The organism is Amycolatopsis sp. NBC_01480, from assembly GCF_036227205.1.
Lineage (GTDB): Bacteria > Actinomycetota > Actinomycetes > Mycobacteriales > Pseudonocardiaceae > Amycolatopsis.
In genome coordinates this window covers 374,379-395,888 of the sequence record NZ_CP109442.1, presented here as the reverse complement: position 1 = coordinate 395,888, position 21,510 = coordinate 374,379, and the positions used below count along the sequence as shown (strand labels likewise).

Sequence of the window (21,510 nt, the reverse complement as noted above, 5' to 3'; positions counted from 1 at the left end):
AAAATCCTGGTTGATGTCGCCCGATGGCCGGAGCATGGGTCCATGCAGCATCACGATTGCGCCGTTCCTGTCTGTGGCCGTCCGACTCAGGATGTGATCTGCGCCGCCCATGTCGCCGATCTGGTCCGTGCGCTGAAATCGGTCCCAGTCACCGCCGGCACTGGGCTGTGGGATGAGCTTGAGGTCACCCTGACCCGTCGGCACCGGACTGTAGTGCCCAACGGTCGGCGCGGAACCGAGACGCCGCTGGTGTTCGACGAGGCCGCCAGCGACGCACGCAGGGGGCTGGAACGGTTCGTCTGGTACTGGGCATACGTGTTCGCCTCCGCCAACGACCACCTCGCTTTTGAAGTGCAGACCGTTCCTGAAGCGTGCGACTGGATGGCCACGTTCCCAGGCCTTCTTGCCTCTCTGGATGGGGCGGAGGTGATGGTGGAGGACATCCTGCGGGAGACCCGGAACGCCGCCAATGTCGTCGACCTTCCCGTGTCCCGCGTGTACGCCGGCCGATGCGGCGCCCAGTTGGAGATCGGCACGTGTGAGCAGCACCTGTACGCGGCGCAAGGAAAACGAACGGTTCGCTGCCCGTCTTGTGGCGCAGAGTCGTCGGTCGATGAAAAGCAGCAGGCACTACTCGGCCAGGTCGCGGACGCAACCGTCAACGCGACGCAGGTATCTCGCCTTCTCGGGCAACTCGGGGTGGAGATTGCGGCATCGACGATCAGGACGTACGCACAAAAGCGCGTAGTGCGGGGCGATGAGTTGCCGCCGAAGCTCCGGTCGGTCGGAAAGGACCGACGTGGCCGCCCCAGCTATCGCGTGGGGGACGTGCTGGACCTGTTCCTGAGGCCTGAGCAGATGTCCGCATAGCCCGGGGAAACGCGACACGCCGAACATTCCATGGTCGTTGCATTCCAAATGCCCTCGATGCTACTATTTGTCAAGCTGGATATTTGCGTCCAGTTCGAAATTCCACCTGGCCCGCGGAACATCTTATGGACTACTCACCGCGCTGAGCCAGGCTCCAATCCCCGGTTGAGCGCGGCACGGCGTGCGCCCCTACTCGCTGCCGTGTCGCGCTCCCGGTCTCCTTAGTAGGGAGCTACACAATGCCCAATTCATGCAAGGAGTGGACCGGTTCGCGCATGGGAACGGGCGGCTACGGATACCTTAGCGTGGGCGGGAAACGAGTCCTCGCCCACCGCTGGATCTGGGAACAGGCCAACGGACCCATCCCTGCGGGCAAACAGGTTTGTCACACCTGCCTCGACCATCCGGGCTGCGTGGAGCTGACACACCTCGTGGCGCTGACACCGAAGGAAAAGATCGCGGCGAACGCGGCCCGGGGACGCCACCCCCACAACTACAATTTTCCGCCGCTGACACGTGAACAGCGTGCACGCGGAAGTCGTATGGGCACGTCAAAACTGACTGAGGATCAGGTCATCGAGATCCGCCGGCTCAGAGCTGCCGGACAGACCATCACGAGTCTCGCCGCCGACTTCGGCGTCTCCAACCCGCTGATCAGCATGATCGCCCGTCGGGTCATCTGGACACACGTAGCCTGATTTCGCTAGTCGTCGTTCTGGCTTCCGCTGCCGACATGCTCGGCTCGGTCCCACTGGCCTGGTGCGAAGATGGCAAGCGGCCCGATAGCCATCTTATCGGTAGGTCCGTTCACATACAGATATTCGGCTTGCACGATCTGCACTGACGTTGCCTTCTCGTACGTCGTCTCGAAGCCGCCCCTGATCACCACGATGGCCATGTGCTGCCCGTCCTTCCGATCGATGCTGGTTGGTCGCCGGGCTAGCGTCCAGCGTTACAGCCGACCCGATCCTGAACACAGGGAGTTGAACGATGGGCAGCTCCCCGCAGGCTTCTCCGAACCGCGCAGTGATCGCTGAGCAGACCGCTCGGGCATACGAGATGCGGCTGAAAGGCGTGAGCTACCGGCGAATCGCCGATGAGTTGGGCGTCTCTCTGGGTACGGCCCACAACCGTGTTCGTGAGGCTATGGCGGAACGCGTCGACCCGTTAGTCGACGAGTACCGGCAGTTCCAGTTGGATCGGCTGGACTCGTACCGTGAGGCAGCCGTGAAAGTGCTGGAGACGACGCACTGGCGGGTGGATCATGGTCGGGTTGTCGCGCTTGAGGACGAGGCCACCGGCACGAAGGAGCCCCTGGCCGATGATGGCCCCGTGCTCGCTGCGATCGATCGCCTGCTGAGGATCGAGGAACGCACTGCCCGGCTGTTGGGCTTGGACGCGCCGGCGAAGGCAGAGGTCTCCGCGACTGTGGAGACTATCCGCCCTGAGGTGCTGGATCTGGTTGAGCAGGCTGAAGCGGCGGTGTCCGCGGAGGAAGCTCGGCTCCGGGACACCGCCGCTGGGCAGGGCGACTGATTCAGACTGGCCCCTGTGCATCTTCAGAGGCCGCGTGCGGCTGCATCCGAGCTTCCATGTAGGCCCGGACAGTGAAGCTGTTTTCGTTTGACATGACCTTGTCGTTGTATGCAACCTCGAAGGTCTCTCGCAGCCGCTGAACGGCTGAGGTGATCTCTTCAGGCTCCCCGTCGAGTCGGATCTTGATGGTCATCGCTTTTCCTTGGCTGGCTTGAAGGTGCGCGAGGTCTCACCGTCGGCTTCGATGCTCCATCGGCCGACAGGCTCATACCCGGACTGGACCAGGTATCCGGTGATCTCTCGCTGTGCTCCACGCATGGACAGAGAGTCCACGTCCAGTTGGGTGGTTTCTTCGCCGTCGAAGACGACCATGCAGTTGACTTCGATGTTCTTCTGGGTCAGCCAGACCTCGATGGGGGCGCTGGCGTCCAACTTGGTGTTCGTCATGTAGCTACTGTATCTCAGTGCGCTTAGTGTGTCTAGTGCGCGAGGTTGTGGCTTTCCAGCCCGAACTCAGCCAAGGCGCGCAGGGGGTGTGCGTCAGTGTTCGATCTGACTGCCTACCTGCGGAGATACGACCAGCGCGTACTGGAGACCTCCCGGGGACGCCGAGCCGCTTGCCGGCTCGACCCCTTGCTGTTCGGGGTCTTGTATCTGTCTGCGCACATGCGCGGTGATGAAACCGGTGGCGAGATCACCCTGTCGGAGTTCCACGCCGACATCGTCAAGCAGGCGTTGCAGTGGGTGGTCCCGGCCGCCAAACCGGGCTCTCAACGTTCGGCGTATGTCGCTCCGCGATCATGCGGAAAATCGACATGGTTTTACCTGATCTTGCCGATGTGGGCTGCCGCCCATGGGCATCGGCGGTTCGCAGCCGCTTTCGCTGACAGCGCCACACAGGCCGAGACCCACCTTGCCAGTTTCAAGCGTGAACTTGAAACCAACGCTCTGCTCCGGCTCGACTTCCCGGACCTGTGCACGCCGATGACTCGCAGCGGCGGAACCAAGACTGCCGACAACCGCGGTCTGTACCAAGCCCGGTCAGGGTTCGTGTTCGCTGCCCGCGGTGTCGACTCGTCCGCGCTCGGATTGAAAGTCGGCAATACCCGACCAGATCTACTGATCATCGACGATATCGAACCAGACGAGGCAAGCTACTCGTTGGCACAGAAGGACAAGCGGCTGTCGACGCTGCTGGACGCTATCCTGCCGTTGAACGTCTACGCCGCCGTTGTCGTCGTCGGCACTGTCACGATGGCCGGCTCCCTGGTGCACGACCTCGTCAAGTCAGTGACGCTTCCCTCCGATACAGCCCAGTGGGTGCGCGACGAGGGTTTCCAGGCGTACTACTACCCGGCGTTGATCACCGACCCACAGACGGGCTCTGAGCGGTCGATTTGGCCGGAGAAGTGGTCACTGGAGTATCTACAGTCGATTAGGCACACGCGCTCGTTCCTGAAGAATTACCAGAACGATCCGATGGGTGCGGACGGTGAGTACTGGCGTCCGGAGGACTTCACTCACGCCGAGGTCCATGGCATCGCCCGCCAGCTGCTGTCGATCGACCCGGCGGTGACGGCGACCGATCGCAGCGACTATACGGCGCTGGCTGTTGTCGGCTATTCGCCGCTGGAACAGCGCGCCGTCGTACGCGATGCCTGGCAGTTGCGGATCCAGCCCGGCCGGGAGCTGCGTAACCGCGTACTCCAGATCTTGGATGCCTACCCGGAAACAGCCGGCGTCTTGATCGAAACCAATCAAGGCGGCGAGACGTGGCGGGCGATCCTGCATGACTTGCCAGTGCCGATTACCACCGTGCACCAGTCGGACCGCAAGGAAGTCCGTGCAGCCCGGCTGCTGACCCGCTATCAGCGCGGCCTCGTGGTGCACGAGAAGCCGTTGCCTGCCGCGGAAGGCCAGATGGTGGCGTTTCCGAAGGCACCGTTCGACGACCTCGTGGACGCGATCGGGTCCGGTGTGGCCGCGATCCTTCCCAAGAACCACAAGCAGAAGCCCGCAGTGCGCTCCATCGGAGTGGCCTGACAACACGGAACCTTGAGGAGGTGGCCCATGACGATCACCTCCGAGCAGACCGTGAATCCGCTGGCGTACGGCGGTAACGCAGACCTGACGCTGGCGCTGAAGGGCTTGAAGGACTCGCACCACGACTACGACGTTGCCGAGCAGTACTACTGCGGTGTCGTGCCGGAGCAGTTCGCCTCACTGCGTCTGCGCCGGGCATTGATCCGGAGTGGACTGACATATCAGTTCGGTTTCGCTGCCACACCGGTCGATGCGGTGGTGGAACGGCTTTCGATCACCAGCATCACCTCGGAGGACGAGGCGCAGCAGCAGGCGATCGAGGCGGTCTGGAAGTCCAACAAGCTCGGTTTGGGCTCGGTCAACGTGCACCGCAAGGCCTGCACCTTCGGCGACAGCTACGTGTTCGTGTGGCCGGACGACGAGGATCCCACCCAGGTCAACGTCTTCTATCAGGACCCGCGCTCGGTACGCATCTTCTACGACCCCGAGAACCCGCTGATGGTGCTGTTCGCGGTCAAGCAGTGGACGTTGGGGCATCCCGAGCAGTCGCTGTCTTCGGCGCACGGGCAGAGCAAGCAGCCCGTGCGGGTCGATCTGTTGTACCCGGACCGTATCGAACAGTTCGTGTCCCGCGCCGGCACCGACGGCACCAAGGCCGAGGAGTTCGTTCCGTACACGGGGGATATCGACGATGACGACGATGGTCCCTCGGGTCACGTACTGGACAACCCGTACGGGCAGGTCCCGATCTTCCACTTCCGCACTGACGCCGACGACTACGGCACACCTGAGCATCGGGGCTTCTACTCGGCGCAGGACGCGATCCACAAGCTGCTCCTGACGCACCTGTCCGGTGTGGAGTACCAGAGCTTCAACCAGCGCTGGGCGTTGATGAACGACGACTCCGACTCGTCGGACCCCGCCAGCCTGGACGAGGGTCGGTTCTCGATTCCGCTGAGCGACATCGGTACCACGCAGCCGATCGCCGGCGAGGCGCAGTCGCAGTTGCAGGGCGGCCCGGACTCGTTGTTCATGTCTTCGGGTATCAAGCAGTTCGGCGAGTTCAACGCTTCGGACCCGAAGGTCATTTTCGACCCGGTTGACAAGTACCTGGCGTACGGCGCGCACATCACCCGCACGCCGATGTCGCGGTTCCAGATGACCGGCGGCCAGCCCTCGGGCGAGTCGCTGAAGATCGTGGATCGGCCGTTCGTGTTCAAGGTGGACAGCCGGAAACTGTCGTTCAGCCAGACCTGGTGCGACCTGTTCGTGTTCGCGTTGAAGGTGCTGGGCTTCGCTGATCCGTCGGTGGAGGTCACGTGGGCACCGTCGGAAACCTCGGACTCCTTGGCGGACTGGGAGACGGCGCAGGCCAAGCAGAACGCTGGCGTGCCTGTCGAGCAGACGCTGAAGGAAAACGGCTACACCGACGAGCAGGTCACTTCCTGGGATCAGGACGGTGAGGCCACGCTGGCTCGCCGGCTGGACCAGTTGGTGAAGTTCGGCGACGCCATGGGCGCGCTTGCCCCGGCGCAGGCTGCCGGCCTGATCACCGAAGAGCAGGTACAGGCAGTGGTCCAGGCGATCCTCGGCGACATGCAGGACACCGACGATGTCCCCCCAGCCGAGTAGCGCGCTGCCGCTGATCGTCGTCGCACATGACGGGCAGGCCCTCGACCTTGAAGAGGCAGCCGCGGTCGCCGCTTCAAGCCCGATCAACGAGACCTTGAAGCAGGTTCTGGCGTGGGCGCACGTCGAATGGATCCGCCGTTTCGGGAAGCCCCGTGTCGAGCAAGACGGCACGGAGTTCCGGAAGTACGTCACCGAGCTGGCGGATCGGCTGTCGCTGATGAACATCGGCGGCGACGCCACGAACACTATCCTCCGGTTCGCCCGGCAGGCACGGCAGCTTGGGATTTCGCAGGGGTTCGCTGAGGCAGGCGCGATCCCCACCGACGTATCGGATGCGCTCGACACAGACACCCATCTGAGGGTCGCTAGGGCAGTCACTACCGCCCGGTCGAAGACTTCGATGGCGTCGGCATTGGTCGGCACCTTGCAGCGCGGCTCATTCGTGACGGTGAACCGCGCGATCTCTCCGGCGCAGCAGGCAGCGAACATTGTCCACCGCACCGCCCGGACCGTTGTCAACGAGGAGCTGAACAACGCCCTTGCCTCAGTCAACGATGAGGTCGGCGGCCGTCTGCTCTGGGTGGCTGAGCGGGACGCGTGCGTGCAGTGCCTGGCGCTGTCAGGCCACTTCGCCGTCAACGGAGTCTTCGACTGGCGGCTGTCCTTCGGCAAGGCGTACCAGCCAGTCGGCCCGGACGGCAACGAGACGGTCCTAAATGGACCTCCACGCCACATGAATTGCAGGTGCCGTGTCACGCCATGGCTGGGTCACGACACTGCCGCAGCGCAGGCCGTCACCCATGACTGGCAAGGCGCGATCGCCGACGCACAAGCCAATGGCGACCAGGTGGCTGTTGCCGCCGCACACGAGGCTGCTCAGGCGGCGATGGTGTCTGCCTCGACCGATCTTCCGACCGTGCTTCGCCGTGAGGCTGAGCGCTCGATCCTGAACGGCTACGCGCTGCCCTCGGAATCCGAGGCAGTCCGGCGCGAGGCAGCTGACCGGTTGCTGACCCGGATCGGCATGCAGCGCAACGCCCCGAGTCCTTCCGGCTGGCTGGTTCCTGCCTCCGTGAAGCGCAAGACCGAACGCGCCTTGAAGAAGCGCACGTTCACTACCCGGCCCGTTCCGGGCTGACAGGTCGTCCCGAGAGGGGCATTCACCAAGGAGAGCCGCTGATGGCTGACGAGAACACCGCTGCACCCGAAGCTGAGGCCACCGCGGATGCGCCGGCCGATGAGTGGACGCCGCCCACGAAAGAAGAGTGGGAAGCGGTGCAGGCGGAGAAGAACACCACGGCCGACAAGCTGAAGAAGGTGAACGCGGAGAGCGCGGACCGCCGGAAGAAGCTGGCCGAGCTTTCCGAACGGTACGAGGACGCCGACGGCAAATCGGCCCGCGAAGCCGCGGAAGCCGCGAAGTACAAGCCGTTCGCGATCAAGGCTGCCGCGAAGGCTGCATTCATTGAGCAGGGAGCCAATTCCGCGCGGGTTGACCGTCTGTTCCGGATGCTCGACCTCGAACGGATCGACTTCGACGGCGACGACATCGCCGGCCTCGAAGAGCAGGTAGCCGAGCTGAAAGACGAAGTCCCCGAGTTGTTCTCAGCTCAGTCCACGAAGGACGGCGAGGACAGCGTTAAGCCGCCGAAGCTCAATGTCGCGGGCAAACGTCCGCAGCAGAAGGAGCTGACCCCAGGCGAAATTGTCGCCCGGCAGGTCTTCGGCCGCTGATTCCACCCCTTCCCCCGAGGGAGTGGGTAAATCTCCTATTCCTTCAAGTGAAAGGGATGAATTGTGGCTGCGGCAATTACGCAGGCTCAATATCAAGCGGTAGCAAAGGAACTGCTGGCTAACGCCGCAGAGATGCTGGCTGCCGAAAGGCGTAGCTACGCCACTATCCAGGGCCTGTACGACATCTCGACCTCGACGGATGCTTACCAGCATTTCGCCTCGGTGGCCGACGAACTCGACTCGCTCGCTACCGAATTGAGGAGCTGAAATGCCCACTCGCAACACCTACGAAGCGTGGATCCCGGTCGAGTTCGCCTCGAACGTCATCCAGAAGATCAAGCAGACCTCGGCGGTGCTGGCCTACGGCCAGAACGTCCCGATGTCCACCGAGTCGCGGTCCACCCCGCGCTCGGGCGGCCTGCACATGACCGGTACCGCCAAGGGCGGCTCCTACACCGAGGACGGCTCGACCAACGACTCGGTCTACCTGTACGCGCAGAAGTACACCGGCGCGGTCCGCATCGCCGAGGAGGACATCTCCGACTCGCTGGCCGATGTGGTCAACACCAAGAACGCCGACGCGGCCACCAGCTTCGCGAAGCTGCTGGACAACAGCTCGCTGGCGGTCACGGCTGCGAAGGCCTCGACCGGCTGGGCGTTCGATTCGCTCTATTACATCCTCACCCAGACCGACGCGTCCACCGGCTACACCGCCAACGCGAACATCAACAAGACCGCGGCGGGTTCGGGCGCCAGCTACAAGAACCTGTCGGACACCCTGGGGCTCGTCGAGGCTGGCGACTACTGGGACGAGACGGAGGGCCTGGTCATCGCCCACCCGTCAGTGAAGGCCAAGCTGCGGAACATCGTGGACCTCCAGGGCCGGCCGATCTTCAACGAGTCCAGCAACGGCACCGCCGGCGGTGGCCAGGGCACGGGCGGCACGCTCTTCGGTCACCAGATCCACTGGAGCCTCGGTGCGAAGACCTCGGCCACGCCGACGGACAGCCCGACCGGCAACCCGCTCGTGGTGTTCTGCTCGGCGCCGTACCTGATGGTCGGCAACCGCACCCTGCTGGAGACGATGTTCATCGACCCGAACACCGGTCTCGGTGCGCTGACCGACGAGGCGATCCTGAAGTACCGCGCCCGCAAGGCGTTCGCCCCGGGCCACCCCAACGCCTTCTCCATCCTGGAAATCCAGCCGTAAGGAGGCGTGGCATGACCGAACCGACCCCCGACCTGGCTGCCATCGTGCAGTCCAGGGCCGACGGTCCCACCGACGGCAGCGTGTTCGTGCGCGACTTCTCGTTCGCTCAGAGCGTGTCCGAGGACTCGTCGATGCACGAGCCGAACAAGGAAGAGACCAAGCGGGAAGCGTTGCGGCGCGGTCTTGTGCCGGACGGGGACGTGACCTTCACGATCGAGCAGCGGGATTACCCGGTGGCGACCGTCGTTACGTACTCCGTGCCGGTCCACCCGTCGGACGCGGCCGTGTCGGTCTCGACTTCGCCGGCCGAACCCCCGGCGTTCTTCCCGGAAGAGCCCGTGCAGCCCGAGCCCGAGCCCGCTCCGGCCGAGTCCCCTGTGGACGGCCAGGAGCCCGCTCCGGGTCCGGTCGCCTAGGAGGATCCGATGGTCACCACCGCATACCAGGGCCAGACGGTGACGCTGACGGGGGAGTTCTTCTCCGGCGGCCAGCTGGTCGACCCCGCCACGGTCACGGTGGGGATCACGGACCCGTCCGGCACGGTCGAGCAGATCCCGACCTCGGCAGTCACGCACGTGGCCGTCGGCATCGTCCAGTTCACCTGGTTGGTGCCGACGGCTGCACCGCTGGGCAACCACACCGTGACGTGGACCGGGACATCCCCGAGTCTCACGGTCCAGGAAGCCCTGGCGGTCACTGCGTCGTCTTCGGCGACGTGGTGCACGCTGCCGGACGTTCCGCTGATCACCGGCGTGCAGGTCACGCAGGACCAGCTTTTGCAGGCGGGTTTCAACATCGACGTGGCCGCCGCGAGGGCGTTCGCGGTCGATGGAACCCGTGTCGGCTCCCGGGATCTGTACTGGCTGCGCATGGCCACCGCCTACCAGGCTGCGTGGCTGGCGACCCAGGTCGACGCGTTCAACCGCATCGACGCCTTGGACATCAGCCAGGGTCGCTCCCGCACACAGTTGCGTGACACGGCCATGTTCCTCGCCCCGCACGCCCGTCGGGCACTCAAGCGGGTGTCCTGGCTCAAGGCCCGCAGTGTCCACATCCGCGCCCCGTTCACCGACAACCTTGGTGCGATCGGGCTGGATCCGCTGTCCTCGGCCGCCGACTGGCTCGGCCCCTGGAATCCCCTCTGACGCAAGGAGGTCTCGATGTACGGCATGGCGACGTGCAACGTCCAGATCTCGCGGGGCACCACCAAGGACGCACGCGGGGAGCGTCAGGCCACTGGAACGGTGGTCATCGCCTCGACGGCGGCCAGCATCACGGAGAGGTCGAATCAGTACTTCGACTTCGCCACCCAGACACCGCGCACCGTGCGGAACTTGGAGATGCTGATCTCGTCGGCCGCTGATGTGCGCCCGGGTGATCAGGTCTTGGACCTGAATCACAACGTGCGTTTCGTCGTCGATGACGTGGTGCAGTCCACTGGGCCGTTGTTCACTCCGGACAAGGTCTGTTCGCTGAAGCGGGTGGGCTGATGGCCGAGTACCGCGAAGAGCCCGGCTGGAAAGAGCGCATCAACGCCGACGTGCAAACGATGTTCTCCAAGCTCGTCGGTGAGATCCACGATGACGCGAAGCGCTTGGCACCGGTCGATACCGGGCACTTGCGTGAGTCGATCGACTCGGAGATCAACGGCGAGACCGCGCGCATCGGTTCGAACCTCAATTATGCGTTATTTGTGGAGGAAGGCCACCGAGTGGCTTACCGCGGCGCAGACGGCGAAGTTCACTACACGGGCGAAGTCGTCCCGCCTCAGCCGTTTCTACGTCCCAGTTTGTACCGCATTCGGAACTTGGGCGGTGAGGCGTGATGTTCTACTACGCCACACCCGACAAGGTGGCCCTGGCGTGGGCTGGTCTCGCGCCGGGGCTGAGTCCGTCCATGGTGGACGATCAGCTGCCCGTCGATAACACGACCTGGGCGGCGTCGGGCTTCATCACTCCGATGGTGTCCGGCGGCGGGGCGAACGTCTACTTCCGCTTGGACTCACCCGTGGTCACCTTGCAGTGCTGGGCGTGCGATCCCTCCACCGGCCTTGCGCCGTGGGTGAAGGCCCAGGCGATCGCCGAGACGATCCGCGTGGCTACCTACCTCAACAATCCGGTGCCGGTTCCGTTGCCCACCTGTGATGAGGACGCACGCGTGCTGTCGTCCTCGGTCGTCGGGCATCCGCGCCGCGTCTACGGCGACCTTGGCGATTACGCGGCCTACTCGGTCGACGTGCAACTGCACTGGGCGCCGGTTTCCCGGTAGCCCCAACCCTTCCCACGCTTCCGCAGCTTTGCGGGGGACCCCAACCCAATGGGTCGGTTCGTGCCGTCCCTCGTGCAAGGAGATGCCAACCATGGCACAGAACCCGAATAACCTGATCATGGGGCCGGCCCAGGTCTACCTCGGCGCTTTCGGCACCTCGACTGAACCGGCCGATGCGGCTGTCAACCTCGCCCCGGCTGCGTCCGGTGGCTGGACCGAAGTCGGCCTGACCGACGGCGGCGTGTCGATGACGATCACCCCGAAGTTCACGGACTTCAACGCGGACCAGATCGTGGACACCCCGGGTACCCGGCTTACGAGCCGGACCATCGTCGTGGCGACCACGATGTCTGAGGTGACGCTGGCGAACCTGGCCAATGCCCTCAACAGCACCGTCGGTGCGACCGGCGCGAACTTCGCGACCTTCGAACCGAACTTCGGGCAGTTCGCCAGCCAGCTGCCCTACGCCGCCGTGATCCTGGACGGCTGGGCCCCCTCGACTTCGGGCCAGAACTTCCGCCGGCGCGTGATTCTCCGCAAGACGATGCAGACCAGCAAGGTCGACCTGAACTACGCCAAGGACAAGCAGCTCGGTCTGAGCGTTACGTGGCAGGCCTACTTCGTGTCCAACACGGTCGCCCCATATCACCTGGTCGATCAGGTGAGCTGATCCTTACCCCGCAACGGGTTCGTGCCGCCGCGCCTCCGAACCCGTTGCGGAAAAACCCATCCACCCCCATATGCGAAGGAGTAGCGCATCATGGCCACCGTCCCCCGTAAGACCCCTGCGCGCCGTACCACCACGCGCAAAACCAGTCCGGCAGCGAAGCCGCAGGCCGCGCCCGAGGAAGAATCCTCAGTGCTGCGCCTGGACCGGCAGGAAGCCATCGACGCTATCGCCGAGATCGTGGCCGATCGGGAGCCGCTGTTCTCCATTGGCGACAACACCTACACGATCCCGAAGAAGGCCCCGGCCGCCTGGGCGATGAAGGCCACCACGATGGCTGCCCGCGGCCAGGAACTCCAGGCCATGGAGTTTGTCCTGCGCAAGATGCTCGGCGAGGACGGTTACGCGGCCCTGTCCGAGTGCGAGACCCTGACGACGGCCGACTTCGAGACGATTCGGGACCTCATCGTGAAGCGGGTGTACCCGCAGGGCCCAAAAGCGTCCTGACGCCGCAGCATTTCCTCGACGCGGTGGCTGAGATCGCGTGGTTCATAGACCACATCGACGACGTGCGTTCGGACTTCTCGGTTTACCACCGTGTCGATGAGATCGACTCTATGACCGCCGATCGGTTCCTGGCCTATCTGCGCCGGCTGCCGGTCTACGGCGGTGCCGTGGCCTTCCTGATTCAACAGGAACAGCAGCGTGCCGCTCAGCCTCAGCAATCCGTATCGCAGCCGCAAACCCAAGACGTGGCTGAGCTGATGCGCACAGATCCACTCTTCATGGGCATGGGAACAGCGGTAACCGTCCCTGCCTCGTGATCCAAGCCGTGAGGGGGAATCCATGCCTGACGGCGATTTTAAGATCGCGGGCGCATACATCGAGGTCCATCTTCAAGACGATACCGACGCTGAGGCCGTCAAGATCCGCACGAAGGTCGAAGGCGACAAGCCGATCAGCTTGAAGACCTGGCTGGAGGATCCGGAGAACCTCGCGCTGATCCGGGAGAAGCTCAAGGCTGAACCCCCGGTGAAGCTGCCGGTGGAGGCGGACACGGCGCAGGCGCAGAAGGCGCTGAAGGAGCTGTCTTCCACGGTCGACAGCACGACCAAGGACAACGGCTCGAAGTTCCAGTCCATGCTCAGCTCGACCGCTGCGGCATGGACTGGCCTCGGCGCTCTGGTCGCCGGTCCGGCGGTCGCCGGTGGTCTGGCCGTAGTGGCCGGCGGTTTCGCCGCCATCGCCATCGCGGCGGAGCACTCCACTCCGCAGGTGCAGCAGGCGTTCGCCACGATGAAGACCGAAGGCGTCGACCTGCTCAAGAACGGGTTCTCGTCCCTGACACCGGTCATCGTCTCCTCGATGGGCACGATGACCGACGGCATCCGCCGGATGGGCCCGGAGATCCAGACCATCTCCGGTGAGCTGTCCCCGTTCTTGACCACGCTGTCGGGCTCGCTCGTGACGGCTGCACAGACGCTGCTCCCCGCCTTCGCCTCCGCGCTCGGCAACGCCAGCCCGCTGGCCAAGGCGCTGGGTACCGGGATCGACGACATCGCCACCGGGATCGCGCAGTTCCTGACGCACCTGGACTTCAACACCGCCTCGACCGGATTGCAGCTGCTGCTGACGGACGTGGGCCGCCTACTGCCGGTCGTCGGCGGCTTGGTCAACGCCGTGATGCCGTTCGCCAACGCGCTGCTGTCCTCGGTCATCCCGGCCGCGACGAACCTGGCGAACGTCTTCATCGGCGACCTCTCCCCGGCGGTCCACCTCTTCGGCGCGGCGATCTCCGCCCTGGGGCCCGTGCTGAACTTCATGTCCGGCCCGACGGCGACGGTGCTCGTGGGCGTCCTGGCGTTCAAGGCGCTTTCCAGCGCCACTACCGGTCTGCTCTCAGGCTTCAACGTCGTGTCCAGCGGCGCCAGCGCGCTCGCCAACAAGGTGCTGGATCTGACCGGCAACACCGACAAGTCGGTGGGCTCCTTCTCGCTGATGACGGATGCGATGAAGAAGGCGGCCGTTCAGCAGGCGGTCAGCACGTTGGGCGCAGCCAAGGAGACGGCGGCGCAAGCGCAGGCCAACCTGGTAAAGGTTGAGGCTGCGGCTGTTGACGGCAAGCTGGCCGCCACCGAGACGGAGTTGACTGCTGCCCGTGCGGCGGCGACGGCTGCCACCGAGGCCGAGGCTGAAGCGACCACCGCTATGGCTGCGGCATCTGAGGCGTCCTCGTTCGCCTTCGGGCCCGTCGGCATCGGACTGGGTGTCCTGGCCGGGGTGATGACCCTGTTCACTGGCACCACGAAGTCTGATGCGGTGCCGGCGGTCGAAAATTTCACGCAGAAGCTGAACGACCTGGCGTCGGCTGCGCCAGGTGCGACCAGGGGGATCTTGGGAGCGGACCCCGCGCTGTCCAAGCTGGTCAACCAGGCCGCCGAAGCAGGCGTATCGGTGAACGATCTGAACAACGCCATGCAGCAGGGCGGCCAGGCGCAGCAGGCGGTCACGGACAAGATCAGTAACGCGACTGCCGCTGTGGGCGCTCAGGCGTTCTCATTCACGCAGACCAATGTCAGTGCACGTGGTGCGGCGGCATCCACCTCGACCTATTCGCTGAGCGTGAAGGCGTTGGCCGATCAGATCGGCAACCACACACGGAAGATGGAGGACTTGACCCCTGCCCAGCAGGCGGCAGTCAAGCAGTATCAGGATCTGCAGGCGCTGCTGACGAGTCTGGGGCCGACGTTCGCCCAGAACGCTGACGCGCAGAAGGCGGCCGGAAGTGTTGCGGCCCAGTCGGTCCAGCTCACGGGCGAGCAGCAGGCCGCCGCCGCCGGAATCGCCAAGCAGTTCGGCCTGTCGGTCGACGACGTGGCAGCCGCGCTCTCGCGCCTCCCCGGCGCAGGGTCTACCGCTGCGGACGGGGTTTCGCAGATCACGTCGGCGTTCACCGACGGCGAGGTGAAGTCGCTTAACGCGCAGCAGTCGGTGACGGACTACTTCACGAACCTACAGAAGTCCGCCGCCCAGGCCAACGAATCGCTGCTGTCGGCGCAGCACTCCTACGCGCAGTCGGTCACGTCCGTCTCGGACGCCGAACACTCGGCCGCCCAGTCGGCTCAGGCGGTGACGACGGCCCGGCAGGGTGTGGCGACGGCGACCCGTTCGGTGACCGATGCAGAACATTCCTACGCGGACGCGCAGCATTCGACCGCGCAGGCCCAACAGGCCGTCATGGATGCAGAGTTGGGTGTCACCACTGCTGAGCAGAATCTGACGAAGTCGCAGCAGGCGGAGACCCAGGCTCAACTGGCTCTTACGCAGGCCCGGGAACAGGCAGCCGAACAGCTGAAGTCCTTGCACCTGCAACTGAATGACCAGGCGGCAGCCGAACAGCAGGCGCAGCTGAAGCTGTTCCAGCAGATCCAGTCCTCGGCTAACGCCGGGGTTACCCAGGACAACGCGGCGTCAATCCTCGCTACTCCGATCACGGCGTCGAACACGGCGCTGAAGCAGTCCGCATTGGACTTGGTGAACGCACAAAACTCTCTGGCCGACACCTTGAACACTGGCGCGAACCTGCGCGAGCAGGTCACGGCGGCGGACAAGGCCGGGGTGGCGGGAAGCCAGCAGGTCGTTTCGGCGCAGCAGCAGGTGAAGTCTGCGCAGGAACAGGTCAAATCCTCTGAGCTGGCCCTGGTCAAGTCACACCAGGCTGTCACGGACGCGGTGTACGCGCTGTCGCAGGCGAACTACAACCTGGGCAAGGCGCAGCAGGCCATTGTGGACGCTCAGGCCAACGTTGTGAAGGCCCAGCAGGGCGTGACCGATGCGATCTACAACGAGAGCAAGGCGCGCCAGGCGGTCAAGGATGCCATCTTCAACGAGCAGCAGTCCCTGTACCAGTTGCGCCAGGCGCAGGACGCGGCTCGTCAGGCCAATGACCTGAACACGTCCTCGCTGGACCTGAACACGCAGGCTGGACGGAACAACTTTGCCCAGTTGCAGACGATGTTCACCGCGATCCCGACCTGGATCGCTGGCACGGACCGCTACAACACGATGGTTCAGGAGACCGCCGACAAGTTCAATATCTCCAGGCAGGCGGCCTTCGACTTCCTGAAGCAGCAGGGGCAGATCCCGGCGAACTTCAAGTTCACCACCACCGGCGTGGCCCAGCTGGACACTTCCCAGCTGGACCCGTTCGTGGGCGGCTACTTCAGTGGTGGCTTCCGGTCCAAGGGCGGCCAGATCGGCTATGCCGACGGTGGTCCGATCGCGGGTCCCGGTGGTCCCAAGGCGGACGTGATCCCGATCATGGCGTCGGACGGCGAGTTCATGCAGCCGGCCGACGTGGTCGCCCACTACGGCGTCGGCTACATGGAAGCGTTGCGGCAGAAGAAGCTTCCGAAGTTCGCCAACGGCGGCCAGATCGTCGCGTCGAACATCGGTGGTCTGGATATCGGCAGCTCGTACGTCACGACCGTGGCGATGGCTACCGAGTTGGGTCTGCCGCACCCGCCGCAACTGTCCCAGTGGGTGCCTCCGCCCCCGGGATCAGGTATCGGCGGTGGCAGTGGCCCGATCCCCTCGGGGCAGCACCTCGCTCTGATTGATGCTGCGCTGGCGGCTGATGGTGTCCCGCATGCCGATTGGGCCCGGTGGGAAGCCGGGATGAACACGTTGATTCAGCGTGAGTCCAACTGGAACGCCGGTGCGGTGAACCGGTGGGACAGCAACGCTGCGGCGGGTCATCCGTCGGGTGGGTTGACCCAGACCATCGGGCCGACGTTCGAGTCCAACCGCAACCGTGGCCTGCCGGACAACATGTTTGATCCCGTCGCGAACATCGCGGCGTCGATCAACTACATCATGCGGCGGTACGGCGACATCTCCGCGGTGCAGCAGGCGAACCCTCACCTGCCGCCCAAGGGCTACGCGCTCGGCGACATCGTCGGCACGGACGGCGCCTCACTGCTCGGCACGATGGCGCGGACTGCGTCGATCATCCCGGCGAACAGCCCACGCCTGCTCGGGGATAACCCGAAGGTGCCCGAGTCGTACATCCCGAACGACCCGCATGACCCGCAGGCGCAACAGATCCTGTCGGAGACGAACCGGCGGATGGGCCGCATGTCTGGCTCGGTCACGAACAACATCAACATTCAAACGGTCGAGACCGACCCAGCAATGCTCGCCGCGAAGGTGTCGAGCCGGCTGGGCTGGGCGATGAGAGGGGCGAGCTGATGCCGACGCCCGTGATCTTTCCGACGTACACGATCGGTTCGTGGGCGGCCAATGTGGACGACGATCAGGGGTGCCGCTGGGTGATTGAGCCCGGCGGCGCCGACAGCCTCACCGGCGGCGTGGGCCGCAAAACGCACACCGTGGAGCGGCCGTTCGGTCCGGGCGCGTATCGATCGCGCTCGTACCTGACGGCCCGCACCGCCGTGCTACAGGGCTGGTGCGACGCTGGGGTCTCTGGACGCGCCGGCCGAATTGCGGCGCGGGACAGGCTGATGGCGCTGTTTGTGGACGGCGGCACGGCGCTGCTCACTGTGGACGACGGGATCTCGCCGCGACAGTTGACCGTCGAGTTGGGCACTGACGATCCGAAGTGCGCAGTCTGGCCAGACGGCAACGGCTTCGACTGGCAGATTTCGCTGTACGCGGCGGACCCCCGGTTCCTGTCGACGGAAGTCCTCTCCGCGGCGGCGCTGCCTCCATCGGCATCGACTGACGGTCTGGATTGGACTCTCGGTTCCCCTGGTGGCCTCGACTGGGCGGCGGGTTCGCCTGGTGGCCTCGACTGGGGCACCTCGGGAACCGGCGTCAACATCCTCGCGCTGAACAACCCTGGCACGGCACCGACGTGGCCGGTGTTGACGTTCACGACGACGACCACACTGACCAACCCCGCGCTCCAAGACCCGCTTTCCGGGGCCATCTTGTCGTATCTCGGCTCGATCAACTCCGGGCAGACGCTCGTCATCGACACCTCGCCGTTCACGCGGTCGGTGACCCTTGACGGCGTCGATCGCTTGGGCGCCATGGGTCTCGTCGGTTGGCCCGAGATCGAACCGGGCTCGACGCTCAATCTTCAGTTCACCGGGACAGGCACCGGAACCGTTGTCGCCGAGTGGCAAGCGGCTTATCTCTAAGGAGCTTTCATGCCCACGAACGCCAGCGGTACCGGCTTCTGGTCCGCTCAGCAGCGTAACAACGCGCGCCAGGGGCGAGCGCTCGCGCAGTCGCTTTTCCTTGGCAGCAACACGAACGCCCCGCTGTCCAACAACCGTTCCGGCGTCATCCCGACCTCGTCGGACGGCACGCAGGCCTACGACCTCCGGGTGACGGTGTCATCGGGGCTGACGATGACCGTCCAGCCCGGCAGCGCCATCGTCAACCGGTCCGGTCAGGGGCCGTACCTCGGCTGGCTCCTACCGGCCGCGCAGAACGTCACCTGCGACGCCGCCCCGGCGACCAACCCCCGGCGAGACATCGTCGTGATGCGGATCTACGACGCCGCGCTCGGCGACACGGTGCCCGCAACCGGCCCCTGCTCCATCGAGATCATCCCCGGCACGCCGGCAGCTTCCCCGACCGATCCAGTCACCTGGGATGCTACGGGAACGGTCACATCGTGGCCGACGGGCGGCGGCGTCGGGATCGTGCTGGCACGAGCACAGGTGTCAACCGGCGGCGTTATCACGCTGACCGACCTCCGCCGGTCCACGGCGATTCAGGGCACAGTCCGCGTGGCTCTCCCCGGCGACTCGCCATCAGACGCGTCGTTCATGCCGGGCGACCAGCGTTGGTTTTCCCCGACGATCGACGTATGGAACGGGTCGGCGTGGTCGACCGGAACTCTGGTGGGGTCGACCTACGGGTACGCCGAGTACTCCCAGACGACGGCGCAGACATTCGCGACGAACACCGACGTTCGGGCAACGTGGGATACCGCCGTCATCTCCTCGCCGGACATCTCGTACTCCGGCGGCATCTTCACCGTGAACCGTGCGGGTGTCTGGGATATCTCGGGAACGATGCGCATCAACGGCGCCGCGGGCAACGGCATCTTCGAGCGGGCGGTGGTCCTGTCGACCACGTCCGCGACCGCGTACCGGTTCGGCGGTATGAACAACTACGACCCGAACCTGAACGGGGCGCTTTCTCCGTACTACGTCCAGACGCAGTACCCGATTATCGGCAAGCACCGGTTCGCCGCCGGCGAGCAGTTCGCCGTGTGGCTCTGGCAGTCCTCGGGCGGCAACCTCGCGACGAACGTAACCCTCGGCGCCAACCGGATTGAAATGGCGTGGATGCGACCCTAACGAAAGGCACATCTTGACTATCGAATTCCTCACCTCGGCGCCGAACGTGATTCTCTCGGTGGAAGTCAAGGCGGAAGAATTGTCCGCTACGGCTGTCGCGGTTTCATCGTACGGCAACACGATCGTGAACGTCGTCGATGGCGGCCTGTCGTGGAACGGTGATCACAACATCCCCGCACGGGCGGAGGTCGGCCAGTTCATCGTGTGCGGGAAAGGTCAAACGCCCGGCACAACCGATGACAATCTCAGCACTTTTCCCGGGTTCCAGACGTGTTCCGAAAACGCACTCTATAGCTTCGGGGGGTAGACGATGGCCTTGCCTGTGGAACGCGAGTACTCCGCTGTCGTGTACGACACGACCACGGGCAAGGTGCTCTACGACCTCGAACTAGCAGCCGAACCTGAGTGGTCGGAGAAGATCAACGACCCGGGCGGCTGGAAAATCACGGTGCCCCTGGACGGCGGACCGAGAACTGTCCGCGTCCGGGAGTGGTGCGTCCGCTGGCGCTTCTCGGTGGCCGTCCTCCGGGGTGGCCAGGTCTGCCAGGCAGGCCCGATCGTCGCCTACACTCCGGACACCAGCACACCCACGATGACGCTGTCCGGCAAGGGCGTGTGGGAGCTGCTGAACCGCCGGCTGCTGCACAACGCGATCTACAACCCGGCTGCTGGCGGCAGGCTGACCGACGCCTCCGCAGACATCAACCTGACGGACACGCTGCCGGACATCGCACGGGAGATCGTGAACCACGCGATCAACATGTCGTTCCTTCTCGGCTCGAATCTGCCGATCGACCTTCCCGCGTTGGACCCGACGCAGGGCACCAATGTCCGCAATTACCACGGCTATGACATGGTGACGTTCGGGCAGCGGCTCCAAGAGCTGACGCAGGTCGACGGTGGGCCAGATGTTCTATTCCGACCCTATCTCACGGTGACTGGGGGAGCGCGGTACATCCGGCACGAAATGAAGGTGGGCAAACCCTACCTCGTGCAGCCGGGTGTGCCGATGCTGTTCGACTACCCGTCGAACCTGACAGACATCACGCTCAGCGGTGACGGCTCGAACGACGCGAATTCTGCGTACGTCAAGGGAACCGGCAACGAGTCCGGCTCGCTGTACGGGTACGCCTCGGATACCTCGCTGGTGTCGTTGGGTTGGCCGCTGATGGACATGGTCGACTCGGGTCACACCTCGACGCCGGTTCAGTCGACGCTGGATTCCTGGGCTGTTGCCGATGTCGCGCTCTACAGCAACCAGCCCGAGCAATGGCAGACGACCGTGCTGGCGGATACCGAACCCAGGCTCGGCTCGTACTCCAGCGGGCATTACGTCAACTATGCCGTCAAGGGCCATTTATGGATCAAGGATGGCATTTACAGTTGGCGGCTGATCGGGATGTCACGAACATCGTCGACTCCGCGTGACCGCGTCGATCATCAGATTCAGGCCGTCCGCCAGAGTTAGGAGAATCATGGTTGCTCAACCGCCGGTCGAGCGTCCGGATTCGACGGACTTCCTCGTCAACAAGATCAACGACTTGCAGCGTCAGATTACCGAGCTGGCCGCGTCGACAAAGTACCCGTTCGTCATCTCGCACGGTTCCGGGGTCAAGGATTTCCAGATTGTTCCGGACCTGAACGACCCCAACGGAAATCCGCAGATCGTCATCGGCAACGGCGCTGGTCAGCCGTTCCTGAATACGTTCTATTCGAGGGTGTACGGCGGGAAAGCTGTGCGGATGTATGACCTTGCCGGTAATCCTGTGTGGAACCAGGATGAGCTGTGCGGATATGGGCTTTCCGCCCCGCAGATGTCGATGGTGATGGGCGCCGATTTCTACGGTCTCAACCGGAATAACGTGCCGACTTCCGAGTCCGTGATCGGTATCGGGCTAAACGTCTTGTACAACCCCGCGATCCGGTTCTCCTCGCTGGTCAGCCCGAACACCAACTCGGGAACCTGGTCGTACCGCTACAAGGTCGATTACCCCGGCGGAAGTGTGTATTCGACGCTGAGGACCGGATTGACCGCATCGCAGTACATCGTCGAAACGGTGCTCCTTCCGGAGGTTGCGATGGCCACTGAAGTCACGATGACTCTCCTGGCCACGCCCACCGTCAGCCAGCCGTGCTCCTTCGCGAGCCAGCTGTGCCACGGGGTGGCGGCTTCCAACTACTACATCGACAACGGACTTCCGTTCCCCTCCTAG

Annotated in this window: 26 protein-coding genes; 23 read left to right on the top strand and 3 right to left on the bottom strand. The window is 64.4% G+C overall.

What is annotated here, in order from left to right; genetic code table 11:
* The first annotated feature begins 42 nt into the window (after positions 1-42).
* Together OG371_RS01985 and OG371_RS01980 are read left to right on the top strand one after the other, a co-directional pair.
* On the top strand, positions 43-870 hold the full coding sequence (locus OG371_RS01985; protein ID WP_329064914.1) for a hypothetical protein: 828 nt from the start codon (positions 43-45) through the stop codon (positions 868-870).
* 239 nt (positions 871-1,109) lie between these two features.
* A complete protein-coding gene (locus OG371_RS01980; protein ID WP_329064912.1) occupies positions 1,110-1,568 on the top strand; it encodes an HNH endonuclease in 459 nt (152 codons plus the stop codon).
* A 5-nt stretch (positions 1,569-1,573) separates the two neighbouring features.
* Here the strand turns inward: OG371_RS01980 and OG371_RS01975 are convergent, their stop codons facing one another.
* The gene (locus OG371_RS01975; protein WP_329064910.1) at positions 1,574-1,768 is read right to left on the bottom strand and encodes a hypothetical protein; all 195 of its coding nucleotides are present in this window, start codon (positions 1,766-1,768) and stop codon (positions 1,574-1,576) included.
* Between the two features lie 92 nt (positions 1,769-1,860).
* Here OG371_RS01975 and OG371_RS01970 point away from each other — a divergent pair, with 92 nt between their 5' ends.
* Positions 1,861-2,406, top strand: coding sequence for a sigma factor-like helix-turn-helix DNA-binding protein (locus OG371_RS01970; protein WP_329064908.1), 546 nt, complete (start codon positions 1,861-1,863; stop codon positions 2,404-2,406).
* A 1-nt stretch (position 2,407) separates the two neighbouring features.
* Here the strand turns inward: OG371_RS01970 and OG371_RS01965 are convergent, their stop codons facing one another.
* Both OG371_RS01965 and OG371_RS01960 read right to left on the bottom strand, forming a co-directional pair.
* Positions 2,408-2,599: a DUF3970 family protein gene (locus OG371_RS01965; RefSeq protein WP_329064906.1), complete on the bottom strand. Its 192-nt coding sequence runs from the start codon at positions 2,597-2,599 to the stop codon at positions 2,408-2,410.
* Positions 2,596-2,853, bottom strand: coding sequence for a hypothetical protein (locus OG371_RS01960; protein WP_329064904.1), 258 nt, complete (start codon positions 2,851-2,853; stop codon positions 2,596-2,598). Before OG371_RS01960 ends, OG371_RS01965 begins: the two co-directional genes overlap by 4 nt.
* Positions 2,854-2,949: 96 nt before the next feature.
* Between OG371_RS01960 and OG371_RS01955 the strand changes: the two genes are divergently transcribed.
* From OG371_RS01955 to OG371_RS01860, 20 genes are all read left to right on the top strand, one after another.
* Positions 2,950-4,449 (top strand): hypothetical protein, encoded by a 1,500-nt coding sequence (locus OG371_RS01955; protein WP_329064902.1) that lies wholly within the window; start codon positions 2,950-2,952, stop codon positions 4,447-4,449.
* Between the two features lie 27 nt (positions 4,450-4,476).
* Positions 4,477-6,081: a phage portal protein gene (locus OG371_RS01950; protein WP_329064900.1), complete on the top strand. Its 1,605-nt coding sequence runs from the start codon at positions 4,477-4,479 to the stop codon at positions 6,079-6,081.
* On the top strand, positions 6,062-7,219 hold the full coding sequence (locus OG371_RS01945; RefSeq protein ID WP_329064898.1) for a hypothetical protein: 1,158 nt from the start codon (positions 6,062-6,064) through the stop codon (positions 7,217-7,219). The genes OG371_RS01950 and OG371_RS01945 overlap by 20 nt, the downstream gene beginning before the upstream one ends.
* A 41-nt stretch (positions 7,220-7,260) precedes the next feature.
* Positions 7,261-7,815: a phage scaffolding protein gene (locus OG371_RS01940; RefSeq protein WP_329064896.1), complete on the top strand. Its 555-nt coding sequence runs from the start codon at positions 7,261-7,263 to the stop codon at positions 7,813-7,815.
* Between the two features lie 63 nt (positions 7,816-7,878).
* Positions 7,879-8,082, top strand: a complete 204-nt coding sequence (locus OG371_RS01935) for a hypothetical protein (RefSeq protein WP_329064895.1) — start codon at positions 7,879-7,881, stop codon at positions 8,080-8,082.
* A 1-nt stretch (position 8,083) separates the two neighbouring features.
* Positions 8,084-9,025: a phage major capsid protein gene (locus OG371_RS01930; RefSeq protein ID WP_329064893.1), complete on the top strand. Its 942-nt coding sequence runs from the start codon at positions 8,084-8,086 to the stop codon at positions 9,023-9,025.
* A gap of 11 nt (positions 9,026-9,036) precedes the next feature.
* Positions 9,037-9,441 carry a hypothetical protein gene (locus OG371_RS01925; protein ID WP_329064891.1) on the top strand — a complete coding sequence of 135 codons (405 nt, stop codon included), beginning with the start codon at positions 9,037-9,039 and terminating at the stop codon, positions 9,439-9,441.
* Between the two features lie 9 nt (positions 9,442-9,450).
* Positions 9,451-10,170 (top strand): hypothetical protein, encoded by a 720-nt coding sequence (locus tag OG371_RS01920; RefSeq protein ID WP_329064889.1) that lies wholly within the window; start codon positions 9,451-9,453, stop codon positions 10,168-10,170.
* Between the two features lie 15 nt (positions 10,171-10,185).
* Positions 10,186-10,515, top strand: coding sequence for a hypothetical protein (locus OG371_RS01915; RefSeq protein ID WP_329064887.1), 330 nt, complete (start codon positions 10,186-10,188; stop codon positions 10,513-10,515).
* Positions 10,515-10,850, top strand: coding sequence for an HK97 gp10 family phage protein (locus OG371_RS01910; RefSeq protein WP_329064885.1), 336 nt, complete (start codon positions 10,515-10,517; stop codon positions 10,848-10,850). The genes OG371_RS01915 and OG371_RS01910 overlap by 1 nt, the downstream gene beginning before the upstream one ends.
* Positions 10,850-11,293 (top strand): hypothetical protein, encoded by a 444-nt coding sequence (locus OG371_RS01905; protein WP_329064883.1) that lies wholly within the window; start codon positions 10,850-10,852, stop codon positions 11,291-11,293. Before OG371_RS01910 ends, OG371_RS01905 begins: the two co-directional genes overlap by 1 nt.
* A gap of 91 nt (positions 11,294-11,384) precedes the next feature.
* The gene (locus OG371_RS01900) at positions 11,385-11,963 is read left to right on the top strand and encodes a hypothetical protein (protein ID WP_329064880.1); all 579 of its coding nucleotides are present in this window, start codon (positions 11,385-11,387) and stop codon (positions 11,961-11,963) included.
* A gap of 90 nt (positions 11,964-12,053) precedes the next feature.
* Complete coding sequence (locus OG371_RS01895) at positions 12,054-12,467, top strand: hypothetical protein (protein WP_329064879.1); 414 nt, start codon at positions 12,054-12,056, stop codon at positions 12,465-12,467.
* A gap of 23 nt (positions 12,468-12,490) precedes the next feature.
* Positions 12,491-12,784 (top strand): hypothetical protein, encoded by a 294-nt coding sequence (locus OG371_RS01890; protein WP_329064878.1) that lies wholly within the window; start codon positions 12,491-12,493, stop codon positions 12,782-12,784.
* Positions 12,785-12,806: 22 nt separating this feature from the next.
* Positions 12,807-17,210 carry a hypothetical protein gene (locus OG371_RS01885; RefSeq protein ID WP_329064876.1) on the top strand — a complete coding sequence of 1,468 codons (4,404 nt, stop codon included), beginning with the start codon at positions 12,807-12,809 and terminating at the stop codon, positions 17,208-17,210.
* Positions 17,210-18,124, top strand: coding sequence for a phage distal tail protein (locus tag OG371_RS01880; RefSeq protein ID WP_329064874.1), 915 nt, complete (start codon positions 17,210-17,212; stop codon positions 18,122-18,124). Before OG371_RS01885 ends, OG371_RS01880 begins: the two co-directional genes overlap by 1 nt.
* A gap of 9 nt (positions 18,125-18,133) precedes the next feature.
* Positions 18,134-19,297: a hypothetical protein gene (locus OG371_RS01875; protein ID WP_329064872.1), complete on the top strand. Its 1,164-nt coding sequence runs from the start codon at positions 18,134-18,136 to the stop codon at positions 19,295-19,297.
* A gap of 13 nt (positions 19,298-19,310) precedes the next feature.
* Positions 19,311-19,604 carry a hypothetical protein gene (locus tag OG371_RS01870; RefSeq protein ID WP_329064870.1) on the top strand — a complete coding sequence of 98 codons (294 nt, stop codon included), beginning with the start codon at positions 19,311-19,313 and terminating at the stop codon, positions 19,602-19,604.
* A gap of 39 nt (positions 19,605-19,643) precedes the next feature.
* Positions 19,644-20,765: a hypothetical protein gene (locus OG371_RS01865; protein WP_329064868.1), complete on the top strand. Its 1,122-nt coding sequence runs from the start codon at positions 19,644-19,646 to the stop codon at positions 20,763-20,765.
* A gap of 7 nt (positions 20,766-20,772) precedes the next feature.
* On the top strand, positions 20,773-21,510 hold the full coding sequence (locus OG371_RS01860) for a hypothetical protein (RefSeq protein WP_329064866.1): 738 nt from the start codon (positions 20,773-20,775) through the stop codon (positions 21,508-21,510).

What these genes read in the sequence shown, in the direction of transcription:
- OG371_RS01950 (WP_329064900.1), top strand. Translation starts at nt 4,477, where the DNA reads ATGACGATCACCTCCGAGCAGACCGTGAATCCGCTGGCGTACGGCGGT.
- OG371_RS01975 (WP_329064910.1), bottom strand. Translation starts at nt 1,768, where the DNA reads ATGGCCATCGTGGTGATCAGGGGCGGCTTCGAGACGACGTACGAGAAG.
- OG371_RS01985 (WP_329064914.1), top strand. Translation starts at nt 43, where the DNA reads ATGCAGCATCACGATTGCGCCGTTCCTGTCTGTGGCCGTCCGACTCAG.
- OG371_RS01880 (WP_329064874.1), top strand. Translation starts at nt 17,210, where the DNA reads ATGCCGACGCCCGTGATCTTTCCGACGTACACGATCGGTTCGTGGGCG.
- OG371_RS01875 (WP_329064872.1), top strand. Translation starts at nt 18,134, where the DNA reads ATGCCCACGAACGCCAGCGGTACCGGCTTCTGGTCCGCTCAGCAGCGT.
- OG371_RS01970 (WP_329064908.1), top strand. Translation starts at nt 1,861, where the DNA reads ATGGGCAGCTCCCCGCAGGCTTCTCCGAACCGCGCAGTGATCGCTGAG.
- OG371_RS01940 (WP_329064896.1), top strand. Translation starts at nt 7,261, where the DNA reads ATGGCTGACGAGAACACCGCTGCACCCGAAGCTGAGGCCACCGCGGAT.
- OG371_RS01960 (WP_329064904.1), bottom strand. Translation starts at nt 2,853, where the DNA reads ATGACGAACACCAAGTTGGACGCCAGCGCCCCCATCGAGGTCTGGCTG.
- OG371_RS01910 (WP_329064885.1), top strand. Translation starts at nt 10,515, where the DNA reads ATGGCCGAGTACCGCGAAGAGCCCGGCTGGAAAGAGCGCATCAACGCC.
- OG371_RS01860 (WP_329064866.1), top strand. Translation starts at nt 20,773, where the DNA reads ATGGTTGCTCAACCGCCGGTCGAGCGTCCGGATTCGACGGACTTCCTC.
- OG371_RS01885 (WP_329064876.1), top strand. Translation starts at nt 12,807, where the DNA reads ATGCCTGACGGCGATTTTAAGATCGCGGGCGCATACATCGAGGTCCAT.
- OG371_RS01925 (WP_329064891.1), top strand. Translation starts at nt 9,037, where the DNA reads ATGACCGAACCGACCCCCGACCTGGCTGCCATCGTGCAGTCCAGGGCC.
- OG371_RS01920 (WP_329064889.1), top strand. Translation starts at nt 9,451, where the DNA reads ATGGTCACCACCGCATACCAGGGCCAGACGGTGACGCTGACGGGGGAG.
- OG371_RS01930 (WP_329064893.1), top strand. Translation starts at nt 8,084, where the DNA reads ATGCCCACTCGCAACACCTACGAAGCGTGGATCCCGGTCGAGTTCGCC.
- OG371_RS01900 (WP_329064880.1), top strand. Translation starts at nt 11,385, where the DNA reads ATGGCACAGAACCCGAATAACCTGATCATGGGGCCGGCCCAGGTCTAC.
- OG371_RS01965 (WP_329064906.1), bottom strand. Translation starts at nt 2,599, where the DNA reads ATGACCATCAAGATCCGACTCGACGGGGAGCCTGAAGAGATCACCTCA.
- OG371_RS01980 (WP_329064912.1), top strand. Translation starts at nt 1,110, where the DNA reads ATGCCCAATTCATGCAAGGAGTGGACCGGTTCGCGCATGGGAACGGGC.
- OG371_RS01915 (WP_329064887.1), top strand. Translation starts at nt 10,186, where the DNA reads ATGTACGGCATGGCGACGTGCAACGTCCAGATCTCGCGGGGCACCACC.
- OG371_RS01895 (WP_329064879.1), top strand. Translation starts at nt 12,054, where the DNA reads ATGGCCACCGTCCCCCGTAAGACCCCTGCGCGCCGTACCACCACGCGC.
- OG371_RS01945 (WP_329064898.1), top strand. Translation starts at nt 6,062, where the DNA reads ATGTCCCCCCAGCCGAGTAGCGCGCTGCCGCTGATCGTCGTCGCACAT.
- OG371_RS01905 (WP_329064883.1), top strand. Translation starts at nt 10,850, where the DNA reads ATGTTCTACTACGCCACACCCGACAAGGTGGCCCTGGCGTGGGCTGGT.